A 12798-nucleotide genomic window follows, 5' to 3' on the forward strand; every position below is an offset into this window, starting at 1 on the left:
GGCGGCCCCGTCAACCGCCTCGCTCTCCCGCCGCAGCATCGGCGGCGAGCGGGATGCCTCAGGGCTCGAACCGCCAGGCTCGCAGTTCGCCGGCCTCCCCGAGCAGCCGAAGAGCGGGGGCAGGGCTCGGCGTGCCACCGCGGGTGATGAGGACGATGGGCCGACGCAACTCCCTGTGGATCGCTGTCAGAACCTCGATCTCATTGCCCTCGGCGCGCATCCGCTGCATGAGGTCCCAGCGGCGCCGCCACAGGGCCCTGTCGCACCGAGCCGCGCGATGAAAGCCGAGGATGCCCGGCACGTAGAGGTCGCGCCAGGCGATGGGCGGGACCAGGGTGGCGCGCTCGTCGGCCCACACGACCACGGCGTCGAGCGGTGCCTCGCGGCGAATGCGCTCGAGCACGGCCACCTCGTCGGGCGTGGCGCGGGCCGGTTCAGGGGCGCGCGCATAGGCCACGAGGCCGAGCACCGTCGTTGGCACGCAACTCCATGCCAGCAGCCACAACAGCCGACGGCGGCGCGGGGCCAGCTCCCCCCCTGCCCTGCCCGCGACCCAGGCGGCCAGCATCACGGCGACGACGAAGCCGAGCTTGATCTCCACCTCGTCCACCACCCGCGTCAGGAGGAATACCGCAGCGAACCCGATGCCGACAAAGGCCACGAGTCGCTCGATCGGGCCGTGCGGCCTGAGGCGCCCCGCCAGTGCAGCAGCGACCCAGAGCGGCAACAGGCCGACGCCGAGGCCGAGAACGTGCGCCTCGTCGGGCGCGGCCACACGCAGGAGACTCTCGCGCGCCATCGGGCCGGCCGTGGTGACCCAGACATAGGGAGCCACGGCCAGACCCGCTGCCACCGCCATCGCCAGCGCGATGAGCGGGCGGCGGGCCTGCTCGGGCTCTCTCCGCCGGCGGCACGCGACGGCCAAGGCGGCCATTCCGGCACCAACCAGCGCGAGCAGCAGCGCGCCGACAAAGAGGTTCGCGTAGGCGGCCAGCGCCGCCGCCACGGCGAAGCCGGCCGCGTGGCGCCACCGGCCCCCCTCCAGCCACGCCACGAGGGCCGCCAAGGCGAGCATCCCGAATGCCATGTTCCAGGCGAACGACGTGGCGACAAGGGCCTTGGTCGCCAGGAAACCCAGCAGATCGCTGTAGCCCGCCACCACGGACCGCAGGTAGGCGTGCACGCCCTGATTCAACGCCGCTTCGAGCGAGGCTCCCGCCACAGCCGCACGTCCCAGCAGCGCGAGCCAGCCCCAGCCGTTCAGGGCGAACGTGGCCAGGAACACGGCCAGCACCGCCTGGCTCCCGCCGAGCCGGCCCCCGGCAAGATGCCGGGAGAGCCACACGACGCCGGCCAGGAGCGCCGCAAGCGATAGGGGGCCGGACCAGACCATCACGGCCAGCGGGTCCAGACCCAGCAAGGCGGCAACACCCACCGCCGCTGCATTGTAGGCCCAGTGGTAGTGCAGCGGTTGGCCCGCGAGGTAGGGGTCGGGCGGCGGCAGGCCGTGACGCAGGATGGCCTGCGCGATGGCGGCATTGCTCAGCCCGTCGCCGCGCAGATGGAGGCGAGGGTTGACCGCCAGCGGCACCGCCATGGCAACGGCCACCGCCACAATGGCGAGCCAGACGGCGCCAGGTCGTGCAGAGCCGGGCATCGCGAGCGCCTCAGCGCGGGGAGCGTCGGGGCCGCGCGCCGATCCGCTCGGGGCGCGGGGTGGGGTAGTCAATGCGGGCGTGGTACATGGAGCACAGGACGCGGAACAGGCTCTGCTCGATGAGACGCACCTCGCTCAGGGTGAGGAGCGAATCCTCGAGCTGGCCGTCGAGCAGCTTGGCGGCGGTGATCCGCTTCACGAGGGCCTCGATGCGCGAGGGCACCGGCTCGCTCAGCGAGCGCGAGGCGGCCTCGACGACATCGGCGATCATCACGATGGCAGCCTCTTTGGTCGCCGGCTTCGGGCCCGGGTAACGGAAGAAACTCGCGTCCAGCACTGCCTTGTCGCCCGTCTGCTGGAGATAGCGGTCGTAGAAGAACTCGATGGCCGACGTGCCGTGGTGCTGCTCGATGATGTCCACCACGGGCCGCGGCAGCTTCGCCTCGGTGGCGAGTTCTACGCCATCCTTGACGTGGCTGGCGATGATGAGCGAACTCATGGACGGGCGGAGAGCGTCGTGCGGGTTCTCGCCGCCCATCTGGTTCTCGATGTAGTACTCGGGCTTGGTGACCTTGCCGATGTCATGGTAGTAGGCGCCCACGAGCGCGAGAAGGCTGTTGGCGCCGATGGCGTCGGCCGCGGCCTCGGCAAGGCGGGCCACCCGGCGCGAATGGTTGTCGGTGCTCGGTGCGAGCGTGACCAGGCTGCGCAGGAGCGGCTGGTCCTGATCGGTGAGCTCCAGGAGACGGATGTCGGTGACCACGTTGAGGGCCAGCTCGATGAGCGGGAGCAGGGTGGTCATGATCGCGCCCACACCGACCCCGTTGAGAAGACCCCAGAGCACCTCGATGGGCGGCGGCTGATCGAAGCGCAGGCGCCCGCGAAGCAGGTGCACGCTAAACAAGAGGCCGGCCTGGAGGAGTCCCACGATGAGCCCGACCTTGAGGAGCTTCAGGCGCGTGCGGATCGTGCGCGAGGCCAGCGCAGCGACCAGCGCGCCCGACATCAGCACCGCCACCACGGCGAGGGGCTCGGCGCCCGCCGCCCCGTTGCCCGTGCCCGCGCCCCCGTGCAGCGGCGAGATGTAGACGGCGAGGCCGACGAGCATGGCCAGGATGATGCCGGCCGACACGGCCTCGCGCTGGCCGTAAACGACGGCGAACAGGATGGTGAAAGCCGAGAGCGGGGTCAGGTACACCAGGCTGCGCGACGGCGCCGCCACCTGGGCGTCGAGCGCGAGAAGCCCCTTGGCCGCCGCCACACACGCAAGGCAGCAGGCGCCGAAGGCCAGCAACTGGCCCCGCGTGCTCACAAGGCGCTGCTGGAAGCGCGCGAGATACACGAGCCCCAGCGTCGTCAGGCCGCCCACGAGCACGAGCAGGCCCAGGAGGCGCTGGAGGAGGCCCGCCTCCGCGCGCCCGCGCAGGGCCTGCGCCACGGTGGCGTAGTCCAACGCGAACACCATGGAGGCTACGAAGGCCGCCCCGAGGAGCCACTCGGCCAGCGCCATCGCCGGGCGCAGGGCCTGCCGCAACCGGCCGCGGGGCCCAGCGCCCACGCGCTCGAGCAGCTTCCTGCGGCGGCGGGAGATCCTTCTGGCCACTCCCTGGCTCCTTGCGCCGGGGGTCAGCTTGGCGGGCCTCCGCGGCCACGCTCGGCAGCGTCGCGCTCGTAGGCTTCCACGATGTCCTGCACCAGGCGGTGCCGCACGATGTCGCCCTTGGTGAGCCGCACGAACGCGATGCCTTCGATGCCGGAGAGAATCCGCTGGGCGTGCACGAGCCCCGAGAGTTCGTTGGCCGGCAGGTCCACCTGGGTGACGTCGCCGGTGATGACCCCCTGCGACCGGGTGCCGAGGCGCGTGAGGAACATCATCATCTGGCCGACGGTGGTGTTCTGGGCCTCGTCCAGGATCACGAAGGCGTGGTTCAGCGTGCGCCCGCGCATGAAGGCCAGCGGCACCACCTCGATGACGTCGCGCTCCATGTACTTGCGCACCAGCCCGTAGTCGAGCATGTCGTGCAGGGCATCGTAGAGCGGGCGCAGGTACGGGTTCACCTTCTCCTCGAGGTCGCCGGGCAGGAAGCCCAGCTTCTCCCCGGCTTCCACGGCCGGGCGCGCGAGGATGAGTTTCTTGATCCGCCCGCTGCGCAAGGCGGTGAGAGCCATGGCCACGGCGAGATAGGTCTTGCCCGTGCCGGCGGGGCCGATGGCGAACACGATGTCGTGGTGGCGCAGGGCATCGAGATAGGCGGCCTGGCCCTGCGAGCGCGGGGTCACGTAGGCGCCGCCGCGGACGTCGAGGCGCACCTCGTCGCGGAAGCCGGGGTCGCGCGACACCGCATCCACGATGTCCTCGACCTCGAAGAGGCGCAGCCGCCGCCCCTCCTCGGCCCGGCGGCGCATGAGGTCGAAGGCCCGCGCCGCCGAGGCCACGCCGGCCTCGTCGCCCTCGATCACCACGGCGCCCTCGCGCGCGGCCACGCTGACCGCGAAGGCGTCGCGCAGCAGGCGCAGGTGGCCGTCGCACTCGCCGTAGAGGGTGCGGGCCACCTGGGGGTCCTCGATCTCGATCCGGTGCTTGGCCACGGCATTCTCCGGAGCCCGAGGGGCCTCAGGCCGCCAGGAGCCAGAGGGCCACCGGGCCGGCCATGAGAGGCGAATCCACCACGTCGAGCACGCCGCCGAAGGCCGAGAGCAGGTTGCCCGAGTCCTTGACGCCGGCCGAGCGCTTGATGGCGCTGGCGACCAGGTCGCCGAGCTGCGCCGCGGCGCCCACCACGCCGCCGAAGAGCGCCCAGAAGCCCAGGCGCCCCTCCAGGCCGAACACCAGGGCGGCCGCCACGGCGGCCAGCACGCTGGCGGCGAGCCCGCCCACGGCGCCCTCCACGGTCTTGTTCGGGCTGATGCGCGGCGCCAGCCGGTGCCGGCCCCAGTGCGAGCCGACGAAATAGGCCCCTGCGTCGCCCAGTTTCGCCACGGCGATGAGGGTGATCACGTACCCCATTCCCATGCCCCGGATGGGAAAGAGGTGGGCGCCGACAAACCACACGTAGACGAACCCGAACAGCGTGGCCGGCACGCCCGCCAGCCAGCGGCGCGGGTCGCGCGCCAGCAGTTGCGCGAGGGCCAGCGCCCAGAAGCTGGCGGCTGTGGCCAGCCCTACCGGCGCGTAGAAGCCGGCCAACTGGCCGGCCTGCTCACCGAGCGACACGAACGGCCACACGCCGCCCAGCCCGGCCGCGTAGTCCCAGGTGACGAAGACCACCAGCAGGATCACCGGCAGCACCCGCAACGGCTCGGCCTGCGCGCGTTCCGCCAGGGCATAGACCTCCAGCAGGGTGCAGACCATGACGGCGCCGATGAAAATGTGGAAGATCGGCCCGCCGGCCAGCACAGAATCGAGCCAGGCCAGCGCGAGAAAGCCCGCGCCCACGGCCGACCCCAGCGCCACCCGTTTGCGGACCATCGGCTATCGCTCCTCCCTGACGAGCCCGAAGGTGCGCCGCCGCGCGGCATAGGCGCTCAGAGCCTTGTGGAACTCCTCGACGCGGAACTCGGGCCAGCACACCGGGGTGACGTAGAACTCGGCGTACGAGACCTGCCAGAGCAGGAAGTTGCTCAGGCGCATCTCGCCGGCGGTGCGGATCAGCAGATCGGGGTCGGGCATGCCGGCGGTGTAGAGGTAGGAGCCGAACAGGGCTTCGTCAATCTGCGCCGGCCGGACCCTGCCGGCCGCGGCGTCGGCCGCCAGAGCGCGCGCCGCGTCGGCGATCTCCTCCCGCCCGCCATAGTTGAGGGCCAGGCACACGGTGAGCCCCGTGTTCGCGGCCGACAGCCGCTCGGTCTTCTCCAACTCGCGCCGAACGGGGCCCGGGATGCCGGCCCGCCGGCCGATGGCCACGAGGCGGATGCCGTGCTTCATGATCTGTCGGCGTTCCCCGACCAGGTAGCGGCGCAGCATGCGCATCAGCCCGTTCACCTCGGAGGCGGGACGGCCCCAGTTCTGGGACGAGAAGACGTAGAGGGTGATCTGGCGCAGCCCCAGGCGCACGGCTTCTTCGGTAACGACGCGCACGCTTTCGGCGCCGGCCTCGTGCCCCCGGACGCGCGGCAGCCCGCGCTGCTCGGCCCAACGCCCGTTGCCATCCATGATGACGGCCACGTGCTGGGGCAATCGCTGGGGGTCCGGCGCGCTCGCCGTGGTCCTTGCCATGCGTTCCTCGCTTGCCGCGGCCCGCCGGCCGGGCCGCTCAGCGGAACAGGCCGTCGCTCTCGACCAGAATGGTCTGGCGCCGCTCGTTGCCGACCGACACGACGCCCACCGGCACCCCCAGGACCTCCTCGATGCGGCGCAGGTAGGCGAGGGTGGCGGCGGGGAGTTCCTCGATGCTGGTGGCGCCCGTGATGTCGCTCTCCCAGCCGGGCAGCTCCTCGTACTGGGGCTCGCAGCTCGCCAACACGTCCAGGTCGCTCGGGAACGTCTCGTACACGGCACCGCCGTGCTTGTAGGCCGTGCAGATCTTCACGGTCGGCTGCTCGTCCAGCACGTCCAGCTTCGTGATCGCCAGGTAATCGGTGCCGTTGATTGCCAGGGCGTAGCGCAGGGCCACGGCGTCGAGCCAACCGCAGCGGCGGGGCCGCCCCGTGGTCGCGCCGAATTCGCCGCCTTTCTCGCGCAGGAGTTTCCCCAGCTCGTTGTGCAACTCGGTGGGGAACGGCCCGGCGCCTACGCGGGTCGTGTAGGCCTTCACGACGCCCAGCACGGCGCCCACCCGACGCGGGGGCACCCCCGTGCCGGCCGGCACCCCGCACGCCGAGGCGTTCGACGACGTGAGGAACGGGTAAGTGCCGAAATCAATGTCCAGCATCGAGCCCTGCGCGCCCTCGAAGAGCACCCTGCGCCCCTGGGCGAATGCCTCGTGCAGGCGCGTCACCGAGTCGCCCACGAACGGCCGCAGCCGCTCGCCGTAGCCTTCGTACTCCTCGTAGACGGCGTCCAGCGACAGCGGCTGGTAGCCGTAGACGGCCTGAAGCACGCGATTCACGAGCGGCAGATTCTCCTCGAGCCGCGCCCGGAGGGCTCGCGGCTTCACCAGCTCGATCATGCGGATCCCGGTGCGGCTCGCCTTGTCGGCGTAGCAGGGACCGATGCCGCGGAGCGTCGTGCCCAGCTTGCCGGCGCCCTTCGACTCTTCGATGGCCTTGTCGAGCAGTTTGTGATAGGGCATCACCACCTGGGCGCGGTCGCTGACCAGCAGGTTGTCGCCCACCCGGGCACCGTGGGACTCCACCAGCGCGATCTCCTCGAGGAGGCCCACGGGGTCCACTACCACGCCGTTGCCGATCACGCAAAGGCACTTCTCGTGGAGGATGCCGCTGGGCAGCAGGTGGAGCACGGTTTTCCGGCCGTTGACCACCACTGTATGGCCCGCATTGCTCCCTCCCGCGTAGCGCGCCACCACGTCGGCCTGGGCCGCCAGGTAGTCAATCAGCTTGCCCTTTCCCTCGTCACCCCACTGCATTCCGACCACGCAGAGCGAAGGCATGTCGTGTTCTTGCTCCCATTCAAGGCGCACCGAGGCCACGGGATCCGACAACCGCCACATCGTACCAGAAACCCACCCCTATTGCAACCGGGCGTGCCGACGGCGCCGTGAGCGGAGAGGCGTAGTGAGCCGCACGCACTTGGCCTTGACCGGGTGCGTGTGGTCGCGTGGCTGCCGCAGCCGTTCTCGGCTGCCAGCGCGGCGTGGGTATCTGAAGGCGGACCTGAAGGGCTGCCTTCAGGTCTGACGGACCCGCTCGCCTCACCTCTTGCACGGTCCCCACGGCGATGCATACCCATCGGCATTCAGTCCACCACGCGGAGGCGAGCCAATCGTCGTAAGGAGACGGGCCATGCGGGGCAGACTGGCCGTGCGCAGTGGGCATGTCGGCGGCGGCGGCGCGGCATGGGCGGCCAACCTGGCCGCCTGTGCGCTTCTGCTCCTCCTCGCGGCGCACAGCTCGGCCCCCTCCCCCTCCCCACCCGCCATGGAGCCAGACCTCGACATCGATTCGGATAACAGCAACCCTGGCTTCTCGTACCCCGACCGCAGCGCCTACGAGGATGAGATCGAGGACGTCGCGGGCAACCTGGCTTTCCCTGGCAAGTTTGTGATGGTGAACGACGGCGACGATGATGGCGACGGCATTCCCGACTTCGCCGATGGCTTCAACTGGGATGAGCAGTACGGCAATGACGATGATGCGGACATGGGCCTCCAGGGATACGAGCAGCTCATCCTGGAATTGCCCGAGGGGCTGGACCTCTCGAAGGCTCTCATCTACCTCTCCTATGCAGCCTCGTACCCGGGCAGCGCATCCTCGTGGGGCGTCTCCCAAGGCTGGGACCCGCCCACCTACTACCCCGCCTGGGGAGCCCTGCGCCTGTGGTCGTGCCTCGGCCCCTCGCGGGACCCCAGGAGCTGCAAGGATGGCGGCCACTTCGTGCCGCCCGACGTCTATGAGCCCTGGCAACTGGGCATCAGCCCCTGGTGGCGTGAGGTCACGCTCGCCGTCGAGGCCGTCGTGCCCAGCACCCAACTGGCCGACACCCAGATCGCCGTCTACGTGGACCCCGATGGTTGGTACGGTCCCCAAGGCTTCCTCTACACCGACGCGGTCCGCGTGACCTGCGCCCGCATTGACCTCGACGTAGACTCTGACAACACCAACGGTTACGGCCTCCCTTCGCGCTCCGATTACGAGGACCAGATCGAGGATGCCGCACACCGGCCCGAGTTGCCCGGGAAGCTCATCGCGGTGAACGATAACGACGACGACGGCGATGGCATTCCCGACTTTGCCGATGGCTTCAATGCCGACGGCAGCCAGGGCAATGCCGATGACGCGACGCCCGGCGAGCGGTTCATCCCCCTGATCCTCGAGGTGCCACATCCCCTGTGGAGCATTCCCGGCATGCAGCAGGATGCCAGGCTCACGTTCACCTACGACGCCTCGGACCCCGCCCAGGTGACGCTCGACCCCACCACGGGCGTCTATGCCCCTGCCCCGGGCACGCTGCGGCTCTGGCGCAAGGAGGGCGCCCTGCCGCGCTCGAAGGCCAGCGCGGCCGCCGCGACATCCCCGGGCGACTTCGTGCCCAGCGGTGTCCCGATTCCCCTGGCCGCCCTGGGCCTCGGCCCAAGTGCCACAACTGTGACCCTCTATGTCGAGTGCGTGCGAAACACCAGCGGTCCGCCCCCCGCGCGCATCCTCGCCTCGCTGCGGGTTCCAGGCCCGGCCGGCCTGTTGCCCCCCATCTGCTCCGACGCTGTGCGTCTGAGGCCCTTCGGCGTGGACCTGGACGTGGACAGCGATAACGCCTCCCAGTTCGCCGGCCCCGACCACAGTGCGGTCGAGGAGGCCATCGAAGATGTGACCGGCGACGATGCCCGGCCCGGCAAGGTGGTGCTCGTGGGCAACGGCGACTCTGACCGCGATGGCCTCCCTGACTACGCCGACGGCTTCGACTGGCTCGAGGGCAACGACCTCGACGACTTCTCCCAAGGCTCGCACTTCGTGCCCCTGGTGCTTCAACTGCCCGGTGGCTTGGCCCTCGACCGTGCCGAGGTGGAGTTCACCTACTCGGCGTCGGATCCGGCCGGCGTGGCGCCCACCTTGGACGAGCCCTACTACCTTCCCCCAGGCCACCTGCGCATGTGGAAGAAGGATGGCAGCCTCGCCCGTGACAAGCGCGGCGTGGCCGAAGGCGGCGATTTCGTCGCGCCCGGCGTCCGCTACAGCCCCGCCCAACTGGGGGCGGACTGGTATTGCTCGGCGCCAACCCTCTACGTAGAGGCCGTGCGCGAGAGCGCGACGACCGCCGACCTGCCGATCACGGTGACCTTCTACCCCCTGGGCAGCCAGGAGCCGAACGCGCCCGCGTGCTCGGACACCGTGCGGATCACGGCGACGCGCATCCAGGTCGTCCTGCTGGCCTCCGAAACCGGCGAGGCGGTGGAGACCCAGGCTCTCTCGGCCACCCGTTTCCCCCAACAGGGTGCCGCCGAGGATGGCTGGGATGCCGCCCCGGGCGCCGTAGCCGCTTATCGTATAAAGGTTTACGACCCGCGCCAGGGGATCACGCGCGTCCGCCTGGACGGACAGGACATCGCCCTGGAGCCCGAGGGCGGGACCTATGCGACGCCGCCGTTCCTGGGCATACTGCCAGGCGATCAGGCGCCCCTGGATGCCGACGAGCCGTTCCTCATTCAACTTGACGAAATCACGGAACGGGAGTATAACGCCCATGTGCTCCCGGGCGATGCCGCCGCGGACCCGGCGCCGTGGAATGTCACGGCCACCGGCGGTGTGCAGGTGTCGGTGGCCGACGGCGTGCTCGAGGTAGACACAACGGGTGGCGGGGCAACGTACTGCGTCGAGCTGCCCGATGCGCAGCAACAGTGGCCGGCTGCCGCACTCACCGTCGTCAATCTCCGCTTCCAGCTTGTGGCCCATGACCCTGCGGCGCTGGACGGTGCGTTCGCGGTCCGCGTGGGCGACGGCGTCAACCAGTGGCTCATCGGCGTGCGGCCCGACCGGCTGGTGCATTTCGCCAACGGCGTCCGCGGCGAGATTGCGTTTCCCCCAGCCATCGGCCAGGACGGCAGCCTGCTCGACGGGCAGTTCCACACGCTTCGCATCGCCTGCGCGGCCGGTTGCGGCACAGCAGAGGTATCGGTAGACCGCGACCTGCACGCGATCGCGTTCGCGCTCGAGGGCACGGGCACTCCGGCGCACGGGCTTCGGTGGGGCGACCTTGGCGAGGGGATCGGAGGGTGTGTCGCCTACGACTGGCTCCACTGGTGGCATGGGACCCCTGGCGACATCCTCTACCAGACCTCGCCCAGCCAGATGGTGGCCGGGCGCCAGGTGGTGCGCCTGGCGCAGGTCGAACCGAGCGTCTCGTACAACCCGAGCGCGCCGCCGCGCCTGCGGGTGAACACTGTTGCGCCGACGGACCTCGATAAGGAGTTAGAGGAGGCTCTCAACAAGGTGATTGACGCGATGGTGCACGACGGCTGGACTCCCACGAATGAGGCCGACCCCGGTGAGTTTGGCAAGGCGGTACACGCCCTGTTAACCAGTGAACTTCAGCACCGGACTCGGTGGTTGATGGACGCGTACGTGGAGAGAGGGACCCGCAGGCTTCTCAGCGTGGGGGCTCCGCCGGCGGGGGTCCCACGTGAAGCCTACGTGCAGGTGGACGCCATCGGTCTACAGAGGGGCTACAGGCCCAAGGTGGGAACGTTGCTCACGGTCGAGAGGATTCACGTCTACGAGATCAAGACCTCGGTCTCGGGCGCCCTGGACCCCGAGCAGCTCGCACGTCTTCGGGCCGTGAACGGCAACCAGAAGGTCCGGTTGGCGCGCTCGGGCAAGGTGTACGACCACGCGGAGGGCGGATTCCGGACACTGGCGCGCGTTCGGAACCTCACCATGGCCCTCGAACTCCTCGGCCTGGGGAGCACGGCTTGGAGAGTCATCCACCTGGATGAGTATGAGAGCGACTGGACGGAGCTCGACAGTGCGCTCCGTGCTCTAGCTGCGGAGCCGAACGCCACCCGCAGGAGCCTGCTGCGCGAGGCCGCACGCCAGGCCCTGCTGCGTTACCTGAACCACTTCACCAGTGACCTTATGGGACCCGGCATTCTGGCCCTGGCCACACAGAAGTGGCTCGAAGCCCACTGGGAGATCAACGATGACTGAGCACTCGGCGCGAAGGGCACTCGCGATGCTCGCCTTCGGAATCTTCCTGCCGCCGCGGTACGCACAGGGCGAGCGCGAGCCCTTCTGGACCCCGGAGCGAGATGCAGGGGTGTGGTACCGGCGCCTCGATGGGGACGAGATGTTCATCCCGGATGTCCATATGGGGGTCCCCTGGTTCTCGGTCGGGGACACTCCGCCGTTGTTCTACTTCTGGGAGCGTGGCGTCCGCCTGGTCTTCGAGCGGGAGGGGCCTCGGGTGTTCGTAAGCTGCGACGGGGCGCCGCCCGCTCTGGCGGGGGTCGTCTTCAATGCCCCCGGCGGGTCCCAGGCTCTCCGCGAGGCGCTCGAACGAGGGGCCAGCGGGTTCATCCTCTGGGTCCCGGGAAACGCGATTGGGGAACTGCCGGACCTGCCGCCCGAGGCCCGTATCGCGATCAGCGTCCGGGACGAGAGTGATCGCCAACTCGAGGCGCTGGGCCGGCTGCGCCATGCCCACGCTCTCCGGGTGCGGATCGGGAGTCGCCCCTGCGACCTGCGCCCCCTGGTGCCCCTGACGCGCCTCGTGTCGCTCGATCTCTCGGGCTGCGTGGAACTCGCCGACCTGGGGCCTCTGCGTGCCATGCCCGAGCTCAGGTCGCTCAGCCTCTGGGGCTGCAAGAAGGTCACCGACCTCACGCCCCTGGCCGGCCTGCGGCGCATGGAACGCCTCCTCCTCACAGGCTGCACGGCCGTCAGCGACCTCGCGCCGTTGGCCGGGATGGAGGATCTTGTGTTTCTCCGGCTCAGCTATTGCGGCAGGATCACCGATCTTCGGCCGCTGGCCAAGCTGACGAAGCTGCGCGCGCTCTACCTGGACCAATGCACCGAGGTCGCAGACCTCACCCCGTTGAGCGACCTGACCCACCTCGTTTTCCTGCAACTGCAGGCCTGCCGACGGGTGACCGACCTCTCTCCACTGGGCCGAATGGCCCGGCTGAAGTACCTCGGCCTGTACGGCTGCGAAGGCTTGCGCGACATCGCGCCGCTGGCAAGCCTGAGGGCGCTTGAGAGCCTCACGCTCAATGGCTGCGAGGCGATCAAGGATCTGGGACATCTCGCGCACCTGCCGCGCCTCAGGCGGATCGACCTCGTCCGCTGCGACGGGATCAAAGACCTCTCGCCCCTTCGCGCCGCCGCGCAGCGGGGGGCCGACATTTTCGTGGACCCTGCTCTCGAAGCCCAGCTCAAGAGGCTGCGGCAGCCGTGACGGCACCGCGCCCTACGGCGCAATCGCGCGGCGGCAGAGCTTTGGCATGCCGATCCTTCGCGCTGTCCGGCCGATGCGACTAGGAAGATTGGGCTCGACACCTATGGGATGCCGCTGTGGCCATCCAGAGGATGGCCTT

At 69.8% G+C, this 12798-nt stretch carries 8 protein-coding genes; 2 read left to right on the forward strand and 6 right to left on the reverse strand.

Annotation, left to right across the window (positions count from 1 at the left end; all coding sequences use genetic code 11):
- Positions 1 to 58: 58 nt before the first annotated feature.
- The 6 genes from PLE19_13675 to PLE19_13700 are packed head-to-tail and all read right to left on the reverse strand — an operon-like array spanning position 59 to position 7206.
- Entirely contained in the window at positions 59 to 1657 is a 1599-nt protein-coding gene (locus PLE19_13675) for a hypothetical protein (protein ID HPD15997.1), read from the reverse strand.
- A 10-nt stretch (positions 1658 to 1667) separates the two neighbouring features.
- Positions 1668 to 3260 (reverse strand): HDIG domain-containing protein, encoded by a 1593-nt coding sequence (locus tag PLE19_13680; GenBank protein HPD15998.1) that lies wholly within the window; start codon positions 3258 to 3260, stop codon positions 1668 to 1670.
- Between the two features lie 23 nt (positions 3261 to 3283).
- A complete protein-coding gene (locus PLE19_13685) occupies positions 3284 to 4246 on the reverse strand; it encodes a PhoH family protein (GenBank protein HPD15999.1) in 963 nt (320 codons plus the stop codon).
- Between the two features lie 25 nt (positions 4247 to 4271).
- Complete coding sequence (locus PLE19_13690; GenBank protein ID HPD16000.1) at positions 4272 to 5126, reverse strand: phosphatidate cytidylyltransferase; 855 nt, start codon at positions 5124 to 5126, stop codon at positions 4272 to 4274.
- A 3-nt stretch (positions 5127 to 5129) separates the two neighbouring features.
- On the reverse strand, positions 5130 to 5873 hold the full coding sequence (uppS, locus tag PLE19_13695; GenBank protein HPD16001.1) for a polyprenyl diphosphate synthase: 744 nt from the start codon (positions 5871 to 5873) through the stop codon (positions 5130 to 5132).
- Between the two features lie 37 nt (positions 5874 to 5910).
- A complete protein-coding gene (locus tag PLE19_13700; protein ID HPD16002.1) occupies positions 5911 to 7206 on the reverse strand; it encodes an adenylosuccinate synthase in 1296 nt (431 codons plus the stop codon).
- Between the two features lie 352 nt (positions 7207 to 7558).
- Between PLE19_13700 and PLE19_13705 the strand changes: the two genes are divergently transcribed.
- Complete coding sequence (locus tag PLE19_13705) at positions 7559 to 11413, forward strand: hypothetical protein (GenBank protein HPD16003.1); 3855 nt, start codon at positions 7559 to 7561, stop codon at positions 11411 to 11413.
- Positions 11406 to 12659 (forward strand): leucine-rich repeat domain-containing protein, encoded by a 1254-nt coding sequence (locus tag PLE19_13710; GenBank protein ID HPD16004.1) that lies wholly within the window; start codon positions 11406 to 11408, stop codon positions 12657 to 12659. The genes PLE19_13705 and PLE19_13710 overlap by 8 nt, the downstream gene beginning before the upstream one ends.
- The last annotated feature ends 139 nt before the right edge of the window (positions 12660 to 12798 follow it).

Source organism: Planctomycetota bacterium (genome assembly GCA_035384565.1).
Taxonomy (GTDB): Bacteria; Planctomycetota; PUPC01; order DSUN01; family DSUN01; genus DAOOIT01.

Bases quoted from the DNA above. Each gene is read 5' to 3' on its own strand.
- uppS (HPD16001.1), bottom strand. From the start codon at position 5,873: ATGGCAAGGACCACGGCGAGCGCGCCGGACCCCCAGCGATTGCCCCAG.
- PLE19_13675 (HPD15997.1), bottom strand. From the start codon at position 1,657: ATGCCCGGCTCTGCACGACCTGGCGCCGTCTGGCTCGCCATTGTGGCG.
- PLE19_13700 (HPD16002.1), bottom strand. From the start codon at position 7,206: ATGCCTTCGCTCTGCGTGGTCGGAATGCAGTGGGGTGACGAGGGAAAG.
- PLE19_13705 (HPD16003.1), top strand. From the start codon at position 7,559: ATGCGGGGCAGACTGGCCGTGCGCAGTGGGCATGTCGGCGGCGGCGGC.
- PLE19_13710 (HPD16004.1), top strand. From the start codon at position 11,406: ATGACTGAGCACTCGGCGCGAAGGGCACTCGCGATGCTCGCCTTCGGA.
- PLE19_13690 (HPD16000.1), bottom strand. From the start codon at position 5,126: ATGGTCCGCAAACGGGTGGCGCTGGGGTCGGCCGTGGGCGCGGGCTTT.